The organism is Streptomyces sp. NPDC034103 (assembly GCF_055575395.1).
This window is the reverse complement of the sequence record NZ_JBVISS010000003.1, coordinates 158,977-181,395: the sequence shown is the minus strand read 5'-3', so window position 1 is coordinate 181,395 and position 22,419 is coordinate 158,977. Positions and strand designations below refer to the sequence as shown.

Below are 22,419 nucleotides of genomic sequence, written 5' to 3'. Positions count from 1 at the left end.
CTCCCCACAAGGGAGAAGAGTGCCGCACCGGGACGACAGGTGCCACAGACCACCGAGGTCGCGACTGAACGTCCGCACCCCGCCCGCCGTACTGGAGGGGAGGGAAACCAGCACCCTTCGGGAGGTACCTCGCCCGTGGCCACCACCAAGCCGCCGCCGAACCGAGCGCCGGCACCCCCGGCCCCACCTGGCGCGCCCCCGCCCGACGATCAGCAGGCCCGCCCCCTGGAGGACCGGCGGGCGCGCCACCTCGACTCCCCCCTCCTGCTCACGATGCTCCTCCTCCTGGTGCTCCTGCTACAGGGCCCCATCAGGGGGGCGCTCGCCGCCCCGGTGATGCAGAGCTGGATGACGGTGTTCGTGGCGGTGGTCGTGCAGGCACTGCCCTTCCTCGTGCTCGGGGTGCTGCTCTCGGCGGCGATCGCGGTGTTCGTACCGGCGTCCTTCTTCGCCCGCGTGCTCCCCAGGCACCCCGTCCTGGCGGTGCCGGTGGCGGGCGCGGCGGGCGCGGTGCTGCCGGGCTGCGAGTGCGCGTCCGTCCCGGTGGCCGGCGCGCTGGTCCGCCGGGGCGTCACACCCGCCGCGGCGTTCGCCTTCCTCCTCTCCGCCCCGGCGATCAACCCGATCGTGCTGACGGCGACGGCGGTCGCGTTCCCGAACGACCCCGAGATGGTCCTCGCCCGTCTCGTCGCCAGCCTCGTCGTGGCGTGCGCGATGGGCTGGCTGTGGCTGCGCGTGGGCCGCGCCGACTGGCTGCGCCCACCGGCCCGCGCGTCGTACGAGGGTCAGGGCAGGGGAGTGGCGTTCTGGGGTTCGGTCCGGCACGACGTGATGCACGCCGGCGGATTCCTGGTCATCGGGGCGATGGCGGCGGCGACGCTGAAGGCGGTCGTACCGGAGGAGTGGCTGCGTACGGCGGCGGGGAACCCGTTCGTCTCCGTGCTCGCCCTCGCCGTACTGGCCGTCCTGCTGTCGATCTGCTCGGAGGCGGACGCGTTCGTGGCGGCCTCGCTGTCGCAGTTCTCGCTCACCGCGCGGCTGGCGTTCCTGGTGGTCGGCCCGATGATCGACCTGAAGCTGTTCGCGATGCAGGCCGGCACCTTCGGCCGCGGCTTCGCGCTGCGGTTCGCCCCCGCCACGTTCGTCCTGGCCGTCCTGGTGTCGGTCGCCGTCGGGGCGGTGCTGCTGTGAACCGGCACGCGCAGTCGGCGGTCATGTTCCTGCTCGGCGCGACCCTGCTGCACGCGGGCAGCACCGACCTCTACCTCCGCTACGTCAAGGCGGGCCTGCGCCCGCTGCTCCTGCTCTCCGGAGCGGTCCTGATCGCAGCGGCGGTGGCCACGCTGTGGTACGAGCGGCGGGGCTCGGGCGGGGAGCGCGTGGGGGGTGAGGGGGGCCAGGGGGGCCATGGCGAGGACCATCATCCGGAACCCTGGGTGTCCTGGCTTCTGATCCTCCCCCTCCTCGCCCTCGTCCTGGTCGCCCCGCCGGCCCTCGGCTCGTACAGCGCGATGCGCACGGGTACGGCCCTGCAGCAGGCGTACGGCTATGAGGACCTGCCCGCCGACGGCCCGCTGCGACTCGGGGTCGCCGACTACGCGGGCCGCGCGGTCTACGACCACGGCAAGTCCCTGGCCGGCCGCGAGATCAAGGTCACCGGCTTCGTCGCGATGGACTCCGCCGGGCACCCCTACCTGGTCCGCATGGCCCTCAACTGCTGCGCGGCGGACGCCCAGCCGGTGAAGATCGCCCTCACCGGCACCATCCCGCCCGTCCTGCGCCCGGACGCCTGGCTGGAGGTCACCGGCACCTACACGCCGGAGCGCACCAAGGATCCGGTCAACGACGGCCCGATCCCGTATCTGAAGGTCACGAGCTCCCGCCCGGTGACGGCGCCGCCGGACCCGTACGACGAGACGTGGAACAAGTGAGGGCGGGCGAGACGGGCGAGAGCGCTCACTGCTGGTACGGCTGCTGGTGCGGCTGGCCGTAAGCCTGCTGCCCCCCACCGGCGCCCTGCGCCTGCGCCTGGAGCTGCTCCGCCTGCTCACCGGTGATCTTCTGCTCCGCACCGCAGAAGGTGCACTGCGTGGAGTACTTCGTCGAGAACGGGAACAACGGCACGAAGAACAAGGTGAACTTGGTGACGCGCTTGCGGAGCGTATGGGCGGAGGGGTTGCCGCACTGCCCGCACACGAGGGTGAGTATCGCGAGCTGGTAGAGGTAGCCCTTGGTGCCGAAGATGATCATGCGGGGTCCTTTCGGGGGTGCGCCTGCGGCCAAGGCTACGGGGGGTGCCGGCGGACCGGCGGCTCTGGTGGACGTGGAGGTCCAGGTGGGTGCGTGGCGGGGCCTGTCGGCGCTGGTGGGGCCGGCGGGGCCAGGCGGGGCCAGGCGGGGCCGGCGGGCCCGGTGCGGTCAGTCGGCGTACCGGGCGTTCCGGGTGGACCCGGGGGTGGTCAGTCGGCGCACGCGGCGTACCGGGCGGGCCCGGGGTACCGGGTGGGTCCGGCGTACGGGGTGGGTCCGGCGTACCGGGGTCCGGGGGCGGTCAGTCGGCGTACCCGGCCAGGGCACGCACCCCGTCGAGGATCTCCTCGGCCGTCGGAGCGGTGGCGGGATCGCCGAGGTGCTGGATCATCAGCCCCGACATCAGGGCGAGTTGCACACTTCCCAGGGTCCGCACGGAGTCCTCGGGCACCTGGTCCTCGGACACGCCCCGAAGGATGGCGGCCATCCCACGCCGCCCCTGGGACACACCGTCGGCGAGCGCCGACCGCAACTCCGGCTGCCGCTGCGCCTGCATGAACAGCTCAACCGAGGCCAGCCACAGATCGGGATGGGCGGCGAAGTCATCGATCAGGCTCTGCCACAGCTCGGCGAAGTGCCGCCGCGCGGACCCCTCGGCATCGACGACGAGGGCCCGCCCCATGGCGTCCCCCCACTCATCGAGCAACGCGAAGAGCGCCTGATTCAACAACGCCTCACGCGACCCGTAGTGATACCCGATGGCAGCCATACTCACCCCGGCAGCGGTAGCGATGTCCCGCACACTGCTCCGGTCATACCCCTTCTCCCGCAAACACGCCTTGGCCCCCACGAGAAGAGCTTCACGATTCCCCATGCGGGGACCTTAACAGCGCCCTGGATCGACCGCCTGAGACGCTCGATCCATACGCCCGTACCGCGTCGGGTAGCGGATTCGAACCACGCCCTCGGAGGGCTTTGGGTGCATGGCCGCCGCCCTGGCGCGGATGGTGCGTAGGTCGCGCTCGCAGCTTGGGAAGCTGCGATCATTCATGGCCGGTTTGGGCGCTGACCTCAGCGAAAGGCCGCGCCGCGGCGTCCTCGGCGACGCCTGCGCTTCCTGTGGTGCCCCGCTGTTCCCAGCCCCGATTGGTGCGGGGGTCAAGGGCGCTCCAGGCGCTTGCCGATCACACGACTGCTCTTCCCAAAGCCTGGCCGGCGTCGTTGACCTCTCGTAGCGCGGCCAGTAGCCCTGCGTCGTGGGCGAGGATCTGCAGCCGTGCGGATGCCAGACGATGGTTCGCCAGATCCCATTCGACCACGCGGCCCTCAAGGTTCAGTACCTGCTCTTCCCAGACGCGGTTGAGGAAATCCCCGCTCGAAGCCGCGATGTGGGCGCAGCGTACGCCCGCGCCGAGGAGGCAGACGGCCGCTCCCCGTGCTCGCCGACCCCTGGCCCGGTGGCCCGGCGCCGATCGCCATACTCGACGACGAGCTGCCGGACTGGATCACGGCGCTGATGAGTGATCTCGACAGGGACGTTCCCGGAGGTCGCGCCGACCGCGGTGGCGCGGACATATTCCGGATCGGTGAGGGCTCGGCGTTGCTACGGTCGATTCCGTATCCCACCAGCCGGATCAAAAGGATCTTCCTCATGCATGATGCCCGCGCCCTAATTGAAATGGGTGCCGAAGCGGTTCGTCGGCTCGCTCGTCGCGGTTACTCTCTGGACCTGTCCGAGCTGGAGTCCCTCCAGTCTCGGCGCAACCAGAACATCCGCTCGGCCGACGAACTGCGGGCTGAGTCCAAGCGGGTGGCGAGTGAGGTCCAGCAGACGGCCAAGCAGCGCGGCGACATCTCCAAACTGAAGGAGCGCGCCCGCGAGCTGAAGGACCAGATCCGGGAGATCGAGGCCGGGCAGGCGGAGGTCGAGGAACAGCTCCGCGACCTCCTCCTCAGCATCCCGAACCTGCCGGACGACGCGGCCCCGGACGGCGACTCCGAGGAGTTCGCGGTCGAGGTCCGTCGGGTCGGCACTCCGCCGGCCTTCCCGTTCGAACCGAAGGACCACGTCGACCTCGGCGAGGCCACCGGCATCCTCGACTTCGCTCGGGCGACGAAGCTGTCCGGCCCGCGCTTCGCGGTCTCGCGCGGCGCCGGAGCAGCACTGGAGCGTGCCCTGGCCACGCTCTTCCTCGACCTGCACACCCGTCGGCACGGGTACGTCGAGCACGCGGTCCCGTACCTGGTGACCCGCAAGACGATGACTGGCACGGGGCAGCTGCCGAAGTTCGAGGAGGACCTGTTCAAGACCGGCGTCGCCGACCGCGAGTTGTTCCTTATCCCGACGGCCGAGGTACCGCTGACCAATCTCTACGCCGACGAGATCATCCCTCCGGCCGAGCTGCCGCTGGCGCTCACCGCGCACACACCGTGCTTCCGGTCTGAAGCGGGCTCGTACGGCCGTGACACCCGGGGCCTGATCCGCCAGCACCAGTTCGCCAAGGTCGAGATCGTCCAGATGGTCGACCCGGCGGACGCGGACGCCACGCTGGAGACGATGGTCGGCCACGCCGAGGCATGCCTGAAGGAACTCGGCCTCGCCTACCGCGTCGTCAAGCTGGCCGCCGGTGACACGGGCTTCTCCGCCCAGCTCACCTACGACATCGAGGTCTGGATCCCGAGCCAGAACACGTACCGCGAGATCTCCTCGGTCTCCAACTTCGGCACCTTCCAGGCCCGCCGGGCCAACATCCGGACCCGCGGCGAGGACGGCAAGCCCAAGCTCGTCGCCACCCTCAACGGCTCCGGCCTCCCCGTCGGCCGCACCCTGGCCGCTCTCCTTGAGCAGTGCCAGCAACAGGACGGCTCCATCGTCCTGCCCGAATCGCTCGTCCCGTACCTCGGCTTCCGCCGTATCTCGGCCGACGGAAAACCGGAGGCATAACGTGCTCGTCGGCGTCTGCGACTTCCCCGGTAGCTACGCCTTCCCACCCGCCGGCTACGGCGGGATCGAACGATGGCTGTGGGCGGTCGCCGTAGGCACCCGAGCCGCAGGCGCCGACGTACACCTCCTCGGGCCGGGTTGGCCAACGGATCTGGAGAACGACTGGGTCCGTCGGCCGGTCCGCCTGGAGAACATCACCGCCGGATCGCTCGCCGAGCGCGAGCTTCGCGATAGCGGCTACGACCTATTGGTCGTGGGCCACGAGTACCCGTCGCTCCCGGCCTGGACCCGTACATGGCGCGAGCTGGACTGCGACGTCGCCACGTTCCAGCACTCGCCAGTCTTCGAGCACACCGCCACCGCCTTCGACGGCCAGGGGGCGCGGCCCGGCTCTACTGCTACTCGCCCAGATGACCGAGCGGTACGCCGGCCACCGGCCAATCCTTGAACTCGCTGTTCACCTCGGGCTCGGTGAGAGGAGCCTCCCGCCACCGCTGGTACCGACCTCGTCTGGCTCGGCCGGGTCGACGAGGAAAATGCCCCGCATATTGCGGTACGGGCGGCACAGATCCTCGGCCGCCGCCTCCAGATCGTCGGTCCCGTCTTCGACGAGGAGTACGTACGCCGACACGAGCGCCTCCTCACGGCCGACCATGTGAAGTGGATCGGGGAACTCGGCGGCCCTGACAAGACTGCTGCGATCGCCGATGCGTCCGTGTTCGTCTACACGTACACCCGTGCGTACGTGGAAGCCGGGGCCGCCGTCTTCGGAATCCCTCCGCGCCGGGACTCTTATGGCCGCTCTGACCTGGCGAGATGGGACATGCGCCCAAGCCGCTCTGTGTGACGAGACGGGCGCGGTCACCGTCGTGGGCCCGCGGGAGGACGATGAGACGGCGGCGCGGAGGCTCGCCGAAGCGATCGCGCAGTCGGAAAGTCTCGACTACGCGTCATCACCTGGACGTTGGCTTGGTTGCGCAGGGTGACGATGACCGCGGAACCTCTCTTGTGCGGCCGAGCACGTCTCAGAGCAAGGACTGCCACTGACAGTCGGAGGCGACGATGCCTGAAGCGGGGTGGAAGCCCAGGTCGGCTGGACGCTCGTCTCTCCCCTGGCGCTAGGACTCGGGGGAGCCGTCCGGGAGCCGCTCACTGAGGTCGGCTCCCAAATGGCTCCCAAACTGGTCCCATAAAGCAAATCAGGCCCGGCGCTGATCTCTCAGCACCGGACCTGACCTGACCTGATGTGTCGGCTGTCGGGGTGGCGGGATTTGAACCCACGACCTCTTCGTCCCGAAGCAACTTGGGCGGGGGCTGCGCCTTGGACAGGGGTGGCTCCCACCTGGGCTGACGGTCCGCAGACGTCCGCGCTCGTTCGCCGTTGTTCGTCGGCGTTGTCACGCAGTTAGACACTCACTCGATGCTGTTCCCGGTGCGCAGCATTTAGTGCGACCTGGGCCCACGGACAGGTCGCCTGCTCACGTCACCCCGCCGGCGCACGATTCATCAGCTGGCCTGTGGTGCACACGGCTCCGGAGGCCGTATGTGTCTCCGCCGTTCCATGAGCTCGCAGTGCATCCAGCTGCTGTGAGCAGCTCGATCGTCCACGGATAGTCCGCAACCGTCGGCGTTGCGACAGAATTCGCCGCCAGGAAGCGTGGTTATGGCTCGGAGATCGACGACAGGCTGAGGTGGGTTTTTCGACTATGTAGTCGTCTGCTCGCAGCGCTGGCCACTTCTTGTCGCCTGAGGAGTTCGAATGCTGCGCTATGGATCATGCATCAATCATTGTCCGAGTGTGTAACGAGATACTGGGTGGGGGTAACAGCGAGACGACCAGAGGCCAGCAAGTCACTGATCCCTCGGAGTATGATTGGGTACCCTAGTTTCATTAGCTTTTCGAATTCTTGCTGCACTGGAAGTTTTAGCGATACGTCACCCCAAAAATGCACTTCATAGTGCTCTCCAAGCTCATGTGCTACGTTCCATTCGTTCCGACTGAGGAAGAAACGAACTTTTCCGTCACCACTCGACTTTACTTCAATCCGGCGTCTGGGCGTATAGTTGAGGTCCTCGATGTCGTACCCAAGGGTTTCATCGTCTCTCGCCACCCATCGCACTTTGGAACTGTCGGATGAATTCATGCGGCAGTATTGATAGCTGTACAGCTCTCCCCGATTACCCATATCTTTTTTGGTGTCTATTTTCGGACTCGCGGGTGCTGGCAGCAACGACCAGACATCACCCAGGTCAGCCACCATGCTGGCCTCTACGCGCAGCTCCATGCTCAAGGTGACTGCTGAAAAACGACGGAGAATTCCAGTGAGTTGAGGAGCAACTCGTAACGCGAGATCCCTCGGGCACACAAGAGTGCCAGCTTCATCGACTTGACTCACTTCGAGCAGTCGGCGGACTTGACCAGCAAAGATGCCTGCCTGGATCAAGGTCTTCCCGAGAATGCGCCCGCCAACTTGGTGGTCCTGCGTGGCTATCTTTACTCCGCTCCGAGTGATTCGCAGCCAAGTATCCTCGTATTCAACAAGTCCCACTTGAGCCAAGATCTCCAATAGCGTAGAGATCTCACTCATCGGACCCCCGCAATGACGCCACAGATATCTATGAGCGTCTGCTGAGTTGATTCCCGGTGGAGGATATTTGCGAATACAGGTCAGGATGATCGGCATTCGATCAACTCTGGCTGCTGTCATCCAGCCACTCAGATCCCGAGTCATCATTCTTCCTGACCCAACAAGTAGCGGAGCAAGGCCTCCAGGTCCTCCGTGTTGCCCTCAGCGTCGACGGATGGATCCTCTGAAAGCTCAATCGGGAGAATCTCCGCCCCTTCCAAGAGCTTTTGCATTCGACGAGACTTCGACGTAAGTGAAGCTTCGACAAGTGCGTCCACAGTCTCTCGGCCATCCAGGAAGGCATCCATGATATGGATGTTCACTCTGGCATTCGCCGGTAGACCCAGTCGATGGATGCGGTCGATAGACTGCAAGAACATGGCGCAGTCATAGGTGCGATCGAGATAGATGGCATTGCGGCACGAGGTGTGCAGAGAAATGGACTCTGAACACGATGCTGGGTTTGTAACCAATACGGCTGGACCCTGTTCCTGCAGGAACCTATGGATTACCGCTTCACGAGTATCTTCATCTCCAGCCGTCTCTGCCACGGACGTTCGTCCGGAGTGCAAGGCGTCCTGACTTGCTGGAACCCGGCCGTCAATCTGGTAGCAAGGAACACCTAGCAGCTCAGTGACGAGGCTTCTGAAGTGATCCAGATTGACAACGAAGTTACTCCAGCACACCACCTTCTCGCCTCTCTCGGCTATCTTCCTAATTAGATCGATAGCTGCGGCGGACTTCGCTGGCACCTCGCCTGAAAAGCCGTAGCTTATCAGGCGCTCCATGAGCGTTGGGGCCCTGTCTTTCAATTCGGGCAGATGAAAGTATGTGTCTTTGGATGAGAAAGTTAGGGGGTTTGATGCTGCTTGCAGTAGTCGAATCGGGCGACCACGGCGGAGACTTTCTATCTTGTCCTGCCACGTAGCTGCATCGGAAATGCGCTGCCGCAAGCGATTTTCGATCAGCTCGTAAATTTCAGCCTGGGTGCCCGACAGTTCTACTGCGTGATGTTGGATGGTGTAAGGCGGGAGTCCTAGGGCTGACTTAGGAGTTCGCGAGACAAAAGGCATGACCTCGCGAACGACATCATCAAATCTGCTGTCAACTTGTGCAGCGAAGGCATCTCTCGTGCCAGTTAACTGCCCATCAGGCCAGAGGATATTGAGCTGGCTGTAGAGGTCTCGCCCAGACTGAGGCATCGGCGTCCCAGAAAGGACCATTCGCACCTTGGCCTGCTTGGCTAGCTCTACCAGAGCTGGCGCCCAAACTCCCCCGCGAAATCTTTTCACGCGATGCGATTCATCGACAATCAACATGACATCGTGACTGTCGAACAAGTCCAGCAGCAGCATTTGGTCGGCTGCGGCAGTCGGGTAACTGATCAGCAGCAAGTCGTTCGCTTTAGTCTGCTGATACGTAACTTGCCGTTGACGTGCTGTACCCCGCACCCGCCGGGTCCGGATCAGCGAGCCCACCGCAGCACGTGTCTCGCTTTCCCAGGGATCGAAACATGCCAATGGGCCAACTACCACAATCAGATTGACTGTCTTCGACTGCAAATGCGTCACAGCCGCAGCAAGGGTAGTGGTGGTCTTGCCAGCTCCAGGAACGGAGAAGTTTCCGACGTTAATCGCAGTCAGTGCGTGAGCTACACCAGCACGCTGGTGGGGTCGGAGCTCACGTTGGGCGGACCACCCAAATTGCCGCAGTGCGAGGTCGACAGGCGAGAAATCAAACTCTGCCCCTTCGCTCTTCTGCGCTTGAGCAGCCTCTTTCGTTCTGACGAAGCTGCGCCGGCGCTCCAGCTCCAAGCTCACCGTTGTCTTGGCGTCCCCCGCACCTACCGCTTCCCAACCGTGAGCGAAGAGCCAGTCGTAGACTCTGAGAGCCAACGCAGAAAGGCTCACCCTTCTCCGCGGACAGCGGTAACCATCATCGACTTGTTCGGCCCCAAGGATACTTCGGAAGAACAGGCGGGCTCGGCGATCAGTGTGGAGCGCTGCGCTTAGCACGAGCAGGGCATCGCCCTCAAATTCGAGGGTAACCTCGTTGGAACTATTCACGTCCGGTCCGCCGGTCAGTCAGCTGCCTGTTGTCATCGGCCCACTGGAGTACCTTGGTCAGACTGTTCCTGACCAGGGCGCCATCCTCGCTAGCAAGTGCGGCGCTGAGACGATCCCCGTCGCCTAGAGCCTCGAGACGGTTGCAGACTTCCTGCAGCACCTGCACGACATCGTCCTGTCGCGATGCTTTGAAGCTATCAAGGGCCAGATCGATGGCGCTACTTACCTCGCCCTTTGGATAGTTCTCTACATCCGGTCCTGGCCCTTCTTCCTCAGGATCTGCATCGAGCTCTTCATCGCCAGTATCGTTCTCGGGAAGTGCTGAGGGTCCAGGGTCTGAAAGCGATGGTCCTTCTGGCTCCCAGTCGGACTCTGCTTCGAGTACTGCGGCACTCAGACTGTCGAACCGAGGCTTGTCCTTCTTAAACATCGTTCGCATGTCGCGAATGATTAGATGGCCCTTACCTGCGCGGACGGCAGCGAAAAGCGTTTGGAGGATTTCAGCTTCCTCCAGCGGGTACTGACCCTCGATCTGCTGCATCATGCGACCGATGTCGCGAAATCTCTCCAGGGTTTTCAATACCTTGTGGTACTGCCCTTTATGCCCGGACTCATCAAGAAAGATGTCCATGTACTTGACGGCGTACAGATCACGCTGGACTTCGTTCTTCGACTTCTCCGCCATATTTTGGAGGACGCCAGCAACCGACTCGATGGACTCAGGGTCGTACCACTCGATGCCGCGGTTCTCCGCAGCCTCACGCAGAGCAAGCAAGTAGTCGATGTCGTTGTAGCGAACTTTGAAGTCTTCGGTGAGCTGCTCCTTCTGCTCCATCTCGAGCAGCGTCGCCTCGTTGATCTTACTGATGGGCAGGATAATGGCGTCAACCCATCCCAACCCGTCAGCGCCTTCTTCTCGCTGCAACCTTTTGATCATGGAGAGGCGGCGATTGCCGTTGCGGACAGTCCCGTCTGGCCTGATCCACAGCGGTGACCCCTGTTTCCGCCGCTGCCAGTCTTTCTTCAGAGCCTCTGAATTACCGGTGGGCTTTCCAACGATCTGATCGCCCTCGACGCGGTGAGAGGTGTCTAGCAAAAGAGACTCGATGGAAAATTCATCGGCCGGGTTGTTTTCTGGGTCTAGCGGCCGTCCCAAATGCGCTTCAGCCCACATTCGTTCAGCCCGAAAACGCCGGTTGTCCACATTCAGTAGGAGCGTTTCCACAGGGACGCGGTACACGTCGTAGTTGCGCCACTGATCTTGGACCCAGAGCCGCGCCTTGTCGTCAGTGGTGAGCTTCTCTTGCTCAATACGGTGAGCCCGTTCCGCAGAATTAAGCATGGTCCCCCCAGGGCGGCAGCTTGCTAAGTTCACGTGGCTTCAGCAAATCGCTGCTGAGCCATCCTGATCGCGAATTCGAAGTTCTTGACGTCGGCTTCGTTGACGTTCAGGGGTTCCAGCATTGCAACCCAGGAAGCGACGTCATGCTTGAATTGTTGCTCTCTAGTTCCTGCCTTCGGACGGCAGACGACGACAACGTCCCACTCACAGTTGCCAGGGTTGCTATGGTGTCCCATGTGTCCATCGCTGCGAATGGGCCAAATTGCCGTAACGGCCAGCGAAGCGCTATCCAAGGCGAGTCCGACGGATGTCCAAGCGTCCGGATTGGCGGAATGATAGGTAAAGGCGAAAGGTTTATCACCTCGCGCACGCTTTACCATCTCCCTCAAGGATTTCGCGAACTGTGCAGCGAAGGATCGGACAGGATCCTCCACCCTTGGTAGTAGTGGCTCGCCCGCAAGCTCCAGCTCTCCGAACCATGCGCGATGGAAGTCGGATAGCTCATCATAAGCAATGAAGTCGAAATAGGGCGGATCGAATACAGCGATGTCGATTTTACTTATGGCTTCAATGGTGGAGGCAGAGGCGGCATTCTTTAGGCCAACCCAGCATGCTTCTGTGCTTCGCTGGAAGGAGAACTGGTTGGGTACTGGCCGGTTTTTGTGTGAATCCCAGATGTGTCGACGGATGTGCTTCGTGTCTGACTTAGCCACGCGTTCGATGCAGGCTGCGATGGTTCCACGCCCGCCGGTTTCGTGCAAAGGGTTTAGTTCTACCGTCAGTGCAGGGAGGGAGTATCCGCGCACGGAGAATAGGGCGGACAGTCGTCCATAGTCGGTGGCGTAGCCGCACAGCTTATTGTTGGTTGAAAGGCAATTAGAAATCGCGAGTTCAAGTGCCTTTCTAGTTTCTCCCTCCTTGACGTTGTCCCGAATCCATTGAAAGGCGTGCCCGAGCACCAGAAGCTGTCGCGGAGTGAAAAGTTCCTCGTACTGAGTGATTCCGTAACTGCGAGGACGCTCATCCGAGCGTGTGGCCCTAATCTCTCCTTCGGGGCGCGGAAGGGCAGTACGGTTCTCCTGCCATTCCTGGCTAGCTCGGGACTGGCTGGCTTGATCTTCGATGTTCGGCATCCGAAGACGGCGGCGGCCATTGGGCTGAGTCTCTTCTACGGCGACGATGCGTCGCCGAGCAACACCGGTTTTCAGTTCGCGGTGGGTGGACTTCTTACTGCAAGATGAGCAGTGGTACGCAAAGGACCTGAATGTTCCGTGCGCGATGCGGGATCGCTTACCGCAGCAAATGATCTCCTTCCGTTCCGTCGAGTCGAGGTCATGCAACTTCCAGCAGTGTGGGCAGAACACTGTGAGCGCGTGATCGCGAACGACGGCTCCCACCTTTTTGGGGTCTCGGACCAGGATTAGATTCCGGTACAGCGGACCGACTTCATCGCACGCTGGACACTGAACTTCAGCAACCGAGAAATAATGTAGGGGCTCGTCGCGAGATTCTGTCGGGTAAAGCCAGGACAAGTTTTCGCGGAGATGACGTAGGAGACGATGGCCGTACGTCCGGAGCTTCTTGCCGTCAACCGGCGTAAGTTCTGACTGCACGATTCGTACGGACATAGGATCCACGTCGGAACCCATTGCGGATGCGCCCAAGCGTTGAGCTTCGACGAGGGTCGAGCCCCCACCCATGAAGGGGTCGTAGACGGTCAAGCCAGCAAGATGATGTTCCTCGGACGCGTACCTGTCCCAGAACTCCTGCGCACTTATATCCGCGGGAAGAGCAGTAGCCAGGAGAAGAGCTCGAAGGAGAGCTGGCGGTCGACGAGCCCACCATCGGTGAGCAGCGTAAGCTGGGTCACGTACGCGCCGGTCCTTAGCAATCAGTTGCGAGAGCTCCCTAGCTGGGAACCACTTCTCAATCAGGGAAGTCCGTGATGCAGGAAGGGCCGAGAGGTCTGTGAAATAGTCTGGGTCCGGGATCCGTAGCTGTGTGCCCGCCGCGACATCGAGAGTCATTGTTCTCCATGGTGTAGTACTGGCTGATGGAGACTCCAGGTGCCGTCAGGGTCTTCCGGGTCGCACAGCATCGTCATGATATAGGCTAGCTGGTCTTGATCTACTCTTGGAAGTGATCTGCAGGACTCGCCGCTCGGTTGGAATGGAGCGTCGATGATGCGAGCGCTTGATGGATCCCGGCGTGATCGTTGCCAGCGGACGCTGCGTCTGGTCCCGCCTGTTCGTTCGCCGGACGAACGAGTGCCGCGGCTGATACATCGCCTGGGATGCCAAGGGGCGGGGCGCCATGCCTGACCTGAGGTCTCTGGGCCTGATCAGCGGGTACGCGGCGGGGGAGGTGCCCTAGTGAGCCAAGGAGATGAGGGGGGGCGCAAGATGCTCCCGGCAAGTACAAGACGAGATGTTGAGGCTATAGAACTGCCGGGGCGGACATTGAGTGCCTGACCAGGTTAAGGCGCGCACTCGGTCGGCGGAGCGACTTTGGCCGGGAGCTGCTTTGGCGCGAGTGATCATGGCCCCGTAAGCTCATGGCGAGTCGGGCAGTCTGTGGACCTGCCCGTTAAAGCACGACGTTGGGGCCATGATCTTCGAGGCTCGCGCCAAAGTGGCTGGCTAAAGTCGTGGAGCCGACCGCCCCAGCCACGGGGCAACGGCCACGGTAGCGAGGTAGCCCGCGGGGAACCGTCGCCGCGATCCGGCCTTTTCGGTAACACAAAGCGTCTTTGGCCTGCTGTGCGGCAATCCCCTGTACCTCATGGCACGGTGCTTGGTTCTTGGCCGCTGAGGGCGGCGACGGACGGACGGCGACGCGCAGCCGGTGACGGAGGCATGGAGGCAGCGGGGCGGCGGCCGGCCGCCGCCGCCCCGTGTGTGCGGCCCTCGGTACTTGGATCGATCCCGACTTCGTTGGGCTGCCCGGGTCTAATGGTCTTGATGGGGTGTCTCGTGTCCGTGCGCTGTGCAGCCCTACGGATGCTGAAGAGTTCTCCCCTCCCAGGCCGGATCGCGGCGGCGGTTCCCCGCGGGCGTACCCGCGTCACCGGGTCCAGGGCCCAAGGCAGGGGCGGTCGGCGTCCGCAGCTGAGGATGGCCGGCCGCGAGCGCAGCGAGCCTTGATGAAGTAGGGAAAGTTCTACCGCACCGCGATCAGCGCTAGTGCGCGCGGCTGAGCACGTTCAGGTGGTCAAGGTAGTCCCGCCCTGTGGTCGCGTTGGAGAAGTCACGGTTCACGATCGACGCCAACTCCCGGCTGACCAGGAGAAGCGACGGTAGGGACTTCCGTTCTCCTTTGAGGGCCCACTCCCCATAGTTCACAGCCTGTTCGAGGTCACCTTGCCGTGCGGCGACCACTCCCAGCGTGACCCTCGCCTCCGCCATACGCATGGGTGCCTTCTCCCCACCATCGAAGTCGGTCCCCACCCGAATCACTTCGTTGGCCAGCGTCTCGGCAAGCGCGTCTTCGCCAAGCAGCCGGTAGCAGTCCATCGCGTAGAAGTCGAACTTGGCTGGGTCCACCACAAAGTGGTGATCAAGGTTGTCCGGGTAGGGCATACCCTCCAACAGCTTGCGCCCGCGATCTAGAGCTACCTCAGTCTTACGGCGATCTCCGAGACGTGCCCAGCCCTTGGCTTCGTGCGCCGCAAGCTGAACGGCGACGCCATGGCTCGGAGCGATCTCGGTCCCGGCCTGCGAGGCAGCGATGATCCCGTGGTAGTCCCCTGTGGTGAGGGCAAACCATGCGCGCATCTCGTGAGCCCAGCCGGCTACTTCGGTGTTCTCGGCCTCGTTCGCGAGTGACAGAACGGCGCGGCGTGTGCTCTCCGCTGCCGCACGATCGCCCATGTCGTACTCGACGCACCCGACGAGCAGCGCGAGCCACGCTGAGATCGCCAACACCTCTCGGTGCTGGGCCAGCGTGAGGCGCTGGGACTGAAGGCCGGCTACGCGCCTGAGCCACTCGCGCCCTTCCAGGACGAGCTGATCGCTAGGAAGGTACGGGTACTCCGAGCACAGGCGATCAGCCGTGATCCGTAGAGCGTCCAATGTGGCGTTGTCGACGTCGGAAGCCTGCATGCGGCTGATGATGTCGAGAGTTGCCATGCCAGTTGCCGTCGCGATCTCGGCGTCTCCATCACGACGTCCGGCAACGGGGAAGATCGCGTGCGTCACGGTGCCGAAGGCAGACGCGATGATCGGCTTGTAGAAGTCGCTTGGAGTGACCTCGCCAGCCTCCCATCGCTTCCACTGTCGGATCATGCTCGCCCCTGCTGGGAGCTCTTGGGGAGCATGCGCTCGAAGAACCGCAACAGCCTCGGTTTGTGACCAGCCCCGCGCTACCCGCTCGGCCGCAATGCGTCGCGCCCATGCGGGTCGTTCGTCGCTCATGTGCTGCCCTCCCGTCGGGATGTCTCCTTCGAGTCTGGCACCTCAGAAGCGGGTGACACGGCGGGTGACAGGCGGGTGACACCAAAGCTGTCCCCTCGTGACACCGCCGCTGTCACTAGCTGGGTCCTCACTCTGCGCGCACGGTGGAACACACATCAGGAGCTGCCCGCGCTGTCTGATTGCTTCTCCAACTCGGCTACGCGGGCGGCAAGTTGCCGAAGCTCGGAGTGGATAGCGTTGATCTCTTTTCGGCTCACAGGGTCAGCTTTTTCGTCTTCGTCGTTACCGACCGTTGACGACTGGACGAAGTACCCGCGCGTGGGAACTGCCTTGATCAGTCCCTCATCGATGAGGATCTGCAGCGCGCTGTTAACGGTGACGCTCGTGACGTCGAACCGGCTGGCCATCTCTCGGAGAGATGCCAGCCGGTGTCCGCTCGGGAGCGTCGAGATCTCCCGGCGCAGCTTGTCAGCGATCTGGACCTTCTTCGGGCGCGGGTCGTGGTCGGCAACGGTCATGCGCCAAGCGTATCCACTAGGGCGAAATAGTGCGTCCTATTGCGCACGCCCCTTGCGCTCTAGTTTGTACTAGAGCAAGCTATGTCACGTGGCTGGTTGGCCACACAGCTTGGAGGGCGGCCCTTCTACCGCCAAGCAGACTGCCGCCCTCCTCGTCCCCGAAGGGAAGTTCAATCATGCGTCAGATTCCCGTCGACACGTCCGCGATGACGGTCATGCTGATCCAGGTTCCGGAGAAGAAGGTCAAGAACCGGGAGACCGGCGAGATCGCCGTGGACAAGCAGTCGGGCAAGGTGCTCTACAACGTCAACGTCGCTGTGATCGTGGACGGCCGTCCGGACGCGGTGACGATCGTGGTGACCGAGGACGGCATCCAGACCGACCTCATGCCGGGTATGCCGGTTGAGCTGCCGGGACTGGTGGCCCGCCCGTGGGAGAACGACTTCGGGCACGGCATCTCCTACCGTGCGATCGCGGTCGCCGCGAAGACGCTCACCCCAGCCGGCTCGAACGGCAAGGGCTGATCGCCGTGACCAAGCTGCTGATCGCGTTAGCGGTCCTGGTCGCGCTGGCGCTGGTGCTGAAGTGGCGTCGCCCGGTCTGGTACTGGCTGAGCTTCGGCATTGTCCTCGCCGTGGTGCGGGTGCGCTGGCGGTACGCCTCGGTCATGGAGGCCTGCCATCTGACCATGCCCGCCTCGCGGATGCGTCGGGCGCTGGCTCGCTGGATGAAGAAGCCGGTTCCGCCGCAGCGGGTGCCGCGGCTGCTGTGGATCCGCCCGACCCGCACCGGTCTGCGGCTACGGATCAGGCTGTGGCCCGGTCAGGATGCGTTCGAGTTCGCCGCCGCCTCCGACCGTCTGCGGCACTCCTTCGGCGTCCATCAGGTCAGCTCCCGTGAGATCAAGCCGGGTGTCATCGAGGTCACGCTGACCGGCTATGACGTCCTCAAGCGGGTGCAGATGCCCGCGACGACTGAGCGTGGTCTGTTGAAGATCCCGCTTGCGCTGGTCGAGGACGGCAGCGTGCACTACCGCGACTACCGCCAAGTGCCGCACTCGATCACGGTCGGTGCGATCGGCACCGGCAAGTCCGTCACCCAACGCACCCTGATCAAGGAACTCGCCCCGCAACCGGTCGCGTTGGTCGGTATCGACTGCAAGAAGGGTGTCGAACTGGGCCCGCTCGCACGCCGGTTCTCCGCTCTCGTCGATAACCCCGACGATGCCGCCGATCTCCTCGAGGCTCTCATCGCCCGGATGGAAGTCATCTACGACGTCATCCGCCGCGAGCAGCGCATCAGCGCGGACACCCCGGATGCGGACATCGCCGCGAACATCTGGGACCTGCCCGAAGACCTGCGGCCGGTGCCGATCGTGGTCACCATCGACGAGATCGCCGAACTCGCGCTGAGCACGAAGAAGAACGACCCGCGCCGCGACCGCATCGTCAAGGCCCTGGTCCGCCTCGCCCAACTGGGCCGTGCGGCCGGCATCTTCCTCGACATCTACGGTCAGCGCTTCGGCTCCGAGCTCGGCGACGGCATCACCATGCTCCGTGCCCAGCTCACCGGCCGGATGGTGCACCGCGTCAACGACGAGTCCACCGCCAAGATGGCGTTCGGGGACATCTCCCCGCACGCCGTGTTCGCTGCGATCCAGATCCCCAACGAACGCCGGGGTATGGCCGTGGTCGGCTACTCGACCGGCGAGTGGGTGCGCATCCGTACCCCGCACACGACCATGCGGCAAGCCGTGTCTGCCTGCAACAAGTACGCGCATCTGGTCCCGGATCTGCCGGAGTTGGCCCGCTTCCGCCCGCTGCTCGACCTCGCGCCCGTCGAGGCGCCCGCGGTGGCCGAAGCCGCCTGACACCCCTCTGTTCCACGGTCGGCGCGACCGCCCTCGCGCCAGATCCCTACCCGAGCCATGCCTGAAGGAGGGAGAGCCTGCCATGTGCCCTCGCTGCGATGACTTCGCCCGCACCGTGCGGATGCTCGGCTCCCTGGCCCTGTACGCCGACGCCGGCGGCGACCTGCTGTTCGTGGAACTCGTCGGCCCGTCGCTGGCCGCGTCCCTGCCGGAGCCGCCGCCCGGCTTCCTGCCGCCCGGATATGACCCGAACGAGGGCCCCGAGTACCCCGGCGAGGGGTGGAGGCCGTGACCGCCGCGAAGAAGACGCCCACCCGCCGCAAGACCACCGCCCGGAAGCCGGACCCCGCCCCGTGCGGGACCTGCAAGGGCACCGGAGAGGTCTCCCGCACGGTCCGCGTGGGGCGAAAGCAACGCCTGGTTGGCAAGCAGACCGGCCTGTGCCTGGCCTGCCTCGGCTCCGGCGAAGCCGCCACCGACTGAACCCGCCAGGACGGGGCGGCCGGACCTGATCCCCGCCCCGCCTTGGCCCAACTCCTTGAAGGAGGTGAAGACCATGACTCGCTCGATCCGCCCGGACGCTGTGCTCGTACAGGCCGTGATCGCCGGTGCCTTGTCCTTCGCTCACCTGCACGACCTCGCCGCCGCTGCCGGCCAGACCGGCTGGAAAGCCTGGGCCTACCCCGTCTCCGTCGACCTGCTCTTGGTGGCTGCATGGCGGCGGCTGCGTGCGGACGGCCCGTCCCGGCTGGCCTGGTGCTGGTTCCTGATCGCCCTCATCGCCTCGCTCGGCGCCAACGTCGCCACCGCCGGCTTCCTCGACCTTGCCCACCCGCCCGCCTGGCTGCGCTTCGGCGTCGCCGGCTGGCCCGCCCTCGCCTTCCTCGGCGGCACCCTCCTCGCCCACGCCCCCGACCGCACCACCACCGACACGACCAACACCACTTCGCCTGCCGCCCCAGAGGTCCTCGACATCGAGCGCGAACCCATCCCTGCTCCGGCCCCGACAACGGTGCCGGTGACCGAGGAACCTCCGGCTCTGCCCGCCGCCGACTCGGCACCCGCTACCGCCATGCCGGTTCCGGCCGCTCTGGTCGACCACGCCCGCAAGGTCGCCGCCGACCACGCGGCCCGCACCGGTGCCCCGATCGACACCGACACCCTGCGCGCCCGCCTCGGCGTCCCCGCCCCCATGGCCGACGCCATCGCCGCCCAACTCATCTGAGAAGAAAGGAAGTTCACCCATGGGCTTGTACCAGATCTGGAACGAGCTGCACCGGGTCGGCACCACCCACATCGGCGGCGGACCCGACCGACGCACCGGCGAGATGAAGTACGTCGCCGCCTGCGAGTCCGAGGACTGCGGCTGGTCCTCCGCCTACGACTCCTTCGAGGCCGCCTCCGTCGCCGCGCGCGGCCACGTCTGCCCCGTCCGCTGAAAGGAGATCGCGCGATGTCCGTGCCGCTGTGGTTCTTCCTCTTCTGCCTGGGCGTGGTCGGCGTCAAGCTCATCCGCCCGCCCTGGTGGCTCGTCCTGGTCCTGCTGCTCGGCGGCTACCTCCTCGCCGACAGCTTCCTCGCCCCCGCCATCGACACCGCAACCAAGTAGGGAGACCCCGCCATGATCCGACCCAAGGTCCCGGTCAACCCGACCCCGACCGGGCTGAGTACGCCGCCCGCCGTCATCCAGCCGACCAGCATCACCCCCGGCACCCCGACCCCGACGCCCGTCCCGGCGGCTCCGGTCCCCTCGCGACCCACGGTCCAGCTCACCCCCGGCGCCGTCGTCGCCGTGGCCGGAGCCGGTACCGCCGTCGTGCTCGTCGTCGGCGCCGTGCTGGTCTCGATGCTGCTCGCGGTCGCCATCACCGGCGCCTCGCTCGCCATCTGCGCCCTGGTCATCCGCTCGATCCTCGCGAGCGACACCCGACGCTGACCGGCCCCCGGAGCGGCCTCAACCGCCAAGTCTCGTCCGCTCCGGGCGCCGTCCCTGTCCGATCTCTCAACCGGAAGGAACCTCCATCATGCCCGGTCCCAACCCGATCACGCGCGTGCGGATCTGCCCGGACTGCGACGGCTTCGCCACCGCCGCCATACCCTCCGGCATCCGCCACCGCGACGGCTCCCGCGTCCTGCTCCACGTCGACTGCGGCACCTGCCACGGCAGCGGCACCGTGCCCCTGCGCCCCCGGCTCACCGCTGCGGATGTGGAGGTGGCGGCATGAAGACTGTCACCACCTCGGCCCACATCGAGCCGGACACCCGCTGCCGCGTCACCCCCTTTGCGGACCGCACGAACCCCTTCGTCAGCCTTCGCATCGAGGGTGACTCCGTCGAGATCGCACTGATCGCCCGCCCCGGCACCTCCGAGGCCCTGCGCAGGCTGGCTGCGGCAGCGACCGAAGCCGCCGGATCCCTGGACTCCCTGGCGGGTGCGCGATGACCCGGCTGTCCGCGACTTCCCGCCCGACGTCTATCCATCTGTTCTGCGGAGCCGGGGGAGACTCCGACGGCTTCCGCCGGGCCGGCTTCGACGTGGTTCTGGGCGCCAACCACTGGAACCGCGCGGTGGAGACCCACGCCGCGAACTTCCCCGAGGCCGAACACCTCTGCGTGGATCTCGACCACTACGACATGCGGCGCCTGCCCAAAGCCCGCGTCCTGGTCGGCTCCCCGATCTGCACCGAAGGAAGCCCCGCCGACGGGGTGTCCCGTCCCAAGCCCGCCCCAACCGCGGGGCAGTTGGACCTGTTCGAAGAGGGGCCGATCGCCGATGCGGCCTGGGAGCGTACTCGAGCAACGGCGTACGACATCCTCCGCGCGGCTGAGGTGCACCACTTCGACGCGGTGGTGTGTGAGAACGTGCCCCGCTTCGCCACCGCCTGGCCGCTGTTCTCCTGGTGGCTGCACGGCATGGAGATCCTCGGCTTCCGCCACCAGATCGTCTCCGTCACCGCCGCTCACATCGGCGACGACGGCAACGACCATGCTCCGCAGTGGCGGGACCGCATCTTCATCGTCTTCACCCGCCGCGAGATGCGCGCCCCCAACCTCGACGTACGGCCGCCGGCCTGGTGCCCGAGCTGCGAGGCCGATGTCTTAGCCGTGCAGTCCTGGCGGATCAACCGCAAGACCAAGCGCCCGCACACGATCGGCAAGTACCGCCAGCAGTACGACTTCCGCTGCCCCAACCAGGCCTGCCGCCACCAGGTCATCGAACCGTACGTCCGCCCCGCCGCGACCGCGATCAACTGGGCCGACCCCGGCACCCGCATCGGCGACCGCGACACCCTCGGCATGCGCCCGCTCGCCGCGTCCACGCTGCGGAAGATCCGTCTCGGGCTGGCCAAGCACCGGGTTCCGACCATGGTCACGGTCAACCACTCCGACCAGCACGACGGCCGCGCCTACCCCGCCCATGCCTCCCCGCTCCCGACTCGTACGGTCCGCATCGGTGACGGGCTTGCGGTACCTCCCATGCTCGTTCCGGTGGGCGGGAGCTGGAACACGACAGCGGCCACTGTCACTGCACCGATGCGTACCCGCACGACGCGCGAGAGCGAAGCACTGTTGGTGCCCGGCCCGTTCATCACCGAACATCGCGGCGGCGGCTCCACCACCCGCGCCATCCACGACCCCCTGGCCTCGATCACCGCCGGGGGCAACCACCACGGCCTGGTGATCCCCTACCGCAAGGGCGGACCGACCACCACCGTCGCGCCGCTGCACACCATCGCCACCCGCGAATCCGCCGGACTCGTCCTCGGCACCGACATCATCCCGTCGGAACTCGCGGTCGAGGACTGCTACTTCCGGATGCTCTCCCCGCGCGAACACCTGCGCGCCCAACGCTTCACCGACGACTACACCGTCCTCGGCCACGGGGGCGAGCAGACCAAACAGGCAGGCAACGCCGTGCCCGCGAACGTCGCCCAGTGGATCGCCTCCGCCCTCCTGGAGGTGCTGTGACGACCACCACCCCTGAGCGTCCCGAGGTACGGGCTCTGACCCTGTGGCAGCCATGGGCGTCCTGCATCGCGTACGGCACCAAGCGGATCGAAAACCGCCGCTGGGCCACCGACTACCGGGGCTGGATCCTCCTCCACGCCGGCACCACCACCGACCCCGCCGCCAAGTACGCGGTCATGGCCCGCCCCTTCCTCAACCGCCCGCAACCCATCGGCGCCGTCCTGGGCTGGGCCCGCCTGGACGACTGCCATGCCGACGACGGCATGTGCACTCTGTGGTCCGCGCCCGGACAGTGGCACTGGCACCTCGCCGACGTCCACCGCCTGACCCGCCCGGTCTCCTGGCCCGGCGCGCGCGGCCTGTGGACCCCCGCCCCCGCCCTGCTCGACCTGGTGCGGGAGGCCGCCCGTGCCTGACTTCC

At 65.2% G+C, this 22,419-nt stretch carries 25 protein-coding genes and 1 pseudogene; 16 read left to right on the top strand and 10 right to left on the bottom strand.

The annotated features are described in order from the left end of the window. The first annotated feature begins 135 nt into the window (after positions 1–135). Together ACZ56U_RS06980 and ACZ56U_RS06975 are read left to right on the top strand one after the other, a co-directional pair. Positions 136–1,191 carry a permease gene (locus ACZ56U_RS06980; RefSeq protein WP_469083002.1) on the top strand — a complete coding sequence of 352 codons (1,056 nt, stop codon included), beginning with the start codon at positions 136–138 and terminating at the stop codon, positions 1,189–1,191. Then, on the top strand, positions 1,188–1,931 hold the full coding sequence (locus ACZ56U_RS06975) for a TIGR03943 family putative permease subunit (protein WP_469083001.1): 744 nt from the start codon (positions 1,188–1,190) through the stop codon (positions 1,929–1,931). Before ACZ56U_RS06980 ends, ACZ56U_RS06975 begins: the two co-directional genes overlap by 4 nt. Before the next feature lie 25 nt (positions 1,932–1,956). On the opposite strand, the gene ACZ56U_RS06970 is transcribed toward ACZ56U_RS06975, so the two are convergent. Both ACZ56U_RS06970 and ACZ56U_RS06965 read right to left on the bottom strand, forming a co-directional pair. After that, a complete protein-coding gene (locus tag ACZ56U_RS06970) occupies positions 1,957–2,250 on the bottom strand; it encodes a zinc-ribbon domain-containing protein (RefSeq protein WP_469083000.1) in 294 nt (97 codons plus the stop codon). 301 nt (positions 2,251–2,551) lie between these two features. After that, a complete protein-coding gene (locus ACZ56U_RS06965; RefSeq protein WP_469082999.1) occupies positions 2,552–3,124 on the bottom strand; it encodes a TetR/AcrR family transcriptional regulator in 573 nt (190 codons plus the stop codon). 777 nt (positions 3,125–3,901) lie between these two features. On the opposite strand from ACZ56U_RS06965, the gene serS reads away from it, so the two are divergent. Both serS and ACZ56U_RS06955 read left to right on the top strand, forming a co-directional pair. Then, positions 3,902–5,194, top strand: a complete 1,293-nt coding sequence (gene serS, locus ACZ56U_RS06960; RefSeq protein ID WP_469082998.1) for a serine--tRNA ligase — start codon at positions 3,902–3,904, stop codon at positions 5,192–5,194. A 1-nt stretch (position 5,195) separates the two neighbouring features. Then, positions 5,196–5,642, top strand: coding sequence for a glycosyltransferase (locus ACZ56U_RS06955; RefSeq protein WP_469082997.1), 447 nt, complete (start codon positions 5,196–5,198; stop codon positions 5,640–5,642). A gap of 9 nt (positions 5,643–5,651) precedes the next feature. On the opposite strand, the gene ACZ56U_RS06950 is transcribed toward ACZ56U_RS06955, so the two are convergent. From ACZ56U_RS06950 to ACZ56U_RS06915, 8 genes and pseudogenes are all read right to left on the bottom strand, one after another. After that, the gene (locus ACZ56U_RS06950) at positions 5,652–5,849 is read right to left on the bottom strand and encodes a hypothetical protein (protein ID WP_469082996.1); all 198 of its coding nucleotides are present in this window, start codon (positions 5,847–5,849) and stop codon (positions 5,652–5,654) included. Between the two features lie 1,126 nt (positions 5,850–6,975). Further along, a complete protein-coding gene (locus tag ACZ56U_RS06945; protein WP_469082995.1) occupies positions 6,976–7,878 on the bottom strand; it encodes a protein NO VEIN domain-containing protein in 903 nt (300 codons plus the stop codon). A 47-nt stretch (positions 7,879–7,925) separates the two neighbouring features. Next, positions 7,926–9,716 (bottom strand): SNF2-related protein, encoded by a 1,791-nt coding sequence (locus tag ACZ56U_RS06940; protein WP_469082994.1) that lies wholly within the window; start codon positions 9,714–9,716, stop codon positions 7,926–7,928. Between the two features lie 163 nt (positions 9,717–9,879). Beyond that, a complete protein-coding gene (locus tag ACZ56U_RS06935) occupies positions 9,880–11,229 on the bottom strand; it encodes a hypothetical protein (protein WP_469082993.1) in 1,350 nt (449 codons plus the stop codon). Positions 11,230–11,258: 29 nt separating this feature from the next. Continuing rightward, entirely contained in the window at positions 11,259–12,362 is a 1,104-nt protein-coding gene (locus ACZ56U_RS06930) for a hypothetical protein (RefSeq protein WP_469083420.1), read from the bottom strand. A 696-nt stretch (positions 12,363–13,058) separates the two neighbouring features. Continuing rightward, a pseudogene (locus ACZ56U_RS06925) lies at positions 13,059–13,256 on the bottom strand (hypothetical protein); the annotation flags it as partial. A 1,152-nt stretch (positions 13,257–14,408) separates the two neighbouring features. Then, on the bottom strand, positions 14,409–15,512 hold the full coding sequence (locus tag ACZ56U_RS06920) for an XRE family transcriptional regulator (protein ID WP_469082992.1): 1,104 nt from the start codon (positions 15,510–15,512) through the stop codon (positions 14,409–14,411). Between the two features lie 284 nt (positions 15,513–15,796). Continuing rightward, positions 15,797–16,159: a GntR family transcriptional regulator gene (locus tag ACZ56U_RS06915; RefSeq protein ID WP_469082991.1), complete on the bottom strand. Its 363-nt coding sequence runs from the start codon at positions 16,157–16,159 to the stop codon at positions 15,797–15,799. 176 nt (positions 16,160–16,335) lie between these two features. On the opposite strand from ACZ56U_RS06915, the gene ACZ56U_RS06910 reads away from it, so the two are divergent. The 12 genes from ACZ56U_RS06910 to ACZ56U_RS06855 all read left to right on the top strand — a co-directional run bounded on the left by ACZ56U_RS06910 (position 16,336) and on the right by ACZ56U_RS06855 (position 22,414). After that, positions 16,336–16,683, top strand: a complete 348-nt coding sequence (locus tag ACZ56U_RS06910) for an SCO3933 family regulatory protein (RefSeq protein ID WP_361553008.1) — start codon at positions 16,336–16,338, stop codon at positions 16,681–16,683. Positions 16,684–16,688: 5 nt separating this feature from the next. Beyond that, positions 16,689–18,029: an FtsK/SpoIIIE domain-containing protein gene (locus tag ACZ56U_RS06905; RefSeq protein WP_469082990.1), complete on the top strand. Its 1,341-nt coding sequence runs from the start codon at positions 16,689–16,691 to the stop codon at positions 18,027–18,029. 82 nt (positions 18,030–18,111) lie between these two features. Further along, positions 18,112–18,321: a hypothetical protein gene (locus tag ACZ56U_RS06900; protein WP_469082989.1), complete on the top strand. Its 210-nt coding sequence runs from the start codon at positions 18,112–18,114 to the stop codon at positions 18,319–18,321. Then, the gene (locus ACZ56U_RS06895; RefSeq protein WP_469082988.1) at positions 18,318–18,512 is read left to right on the top strand and encodes a hypothetical protein; all 195 of its coding nucleotides are present in this window, start codon (positions 18,318–18,320) and stop codon (positions 18,510–18,512) included. Before ACZ56U_RS06900 ends, ACZ56U_RS06895 begins: the two co-directional genes overlap by 4 nt. Positions 18,513–18,585: 73 nt before the next feature. Next, positions 18,586–19,254 carry a DUF2637 domain-containing protein gene (locus ACZ56U_RS06890; RefSeq protein WP_469082987.1) on the top strand — a complete coding sequence of 223 codons (669 nt, stop codon included), beginning with the start codon at positions 18,586–18,588 and terminating at the stop codon, positions 19,252–19,254. A 19-nt stretch (positions 19,255–19,273) separates the two neighbouring features. After that, a complete protein-coding gene (locus ACZ56U_RS06885) occupies positions 19,274–19,468 on the top strand; it encodes a mobile element transfer protein (protein ID WP_307028664.1) in 195 nt (64 codons plus the stop codon). Positions 19,469–19,482: 14 nt separating this feature from the next. Then, positions 19,483–19,638, top strand: coding sequence for a hypothetical protein (locus ACZ56U_RS06880; protein WP_469082986.1), 156 nt, complete (start codon positions 19,483–19,485; stop codon positions 19,636–19,638). A 12-nt stretch (positions 19,639–19,650) separates the two neighbouring features. After that, positions 19,651–19,965, top strand: a complete 315-nt coding sequence (locus ACZ56U_RS06875) for a SpdD-like protein (RefSeq protein ID WP_469082985.1) — start codon at positions 19,651–19,653, stop codon at positions 19,963–19,965. 88 nt (positions 19,966–20,053) lie between these two features. Then, a complete protein-coding gene (locus ACZ56U_RS06870) occupies positions 20,054–20,254 on the top strand; it encodes a hypothetical protein (protein WP_469082984.1) in 201 nt (66 codons plus the stop codon). Beyond that, the gene (locus tag ACZ56U_RS06865; protein ID WP_469082983.1) at positions 20,251–20,472 is read left to right on the top strand and encodes a hypothetical protein; all 222 of its coding nucleotides are present in this window, start codon (positions 20,251–20,253) and stop codon (positions 20,470–20,472) included. Before ACZ56U_RS06870 ends, ACZ56U_RS06865 begins: the two co-directional genes overlap by 4 nt. After that, positions 20,469–21,998, top strand: coding sequence for a DNA cytosine methyltransferase (locus ACZ56U_RS06860; protein ID WP_469082982.1), 1,530 nt, complete (start codon positions 20,469–20,471; stop codon positions 21,996–21,998). Before ACZ56U_RS06865 ends, ACZ56U_RS06860 begins: the two co-directional genes overlap by 4 nt. Further along, entirely contained in the window at positions 21,995–22,414 is a 420-nt protein-coding gene (locus ACZ56U_RS06855; RefSeq protein WP_469082981.1) for an ASCH domain-containing protein, read from the top strand. Before ACZ56U_RS06860 ends, ACZ56U_RS06855 begins: the two co-directional genes overlap by 4 nt. Positions 22,415–22,419 lie beyond the last annotated feature (5 nt).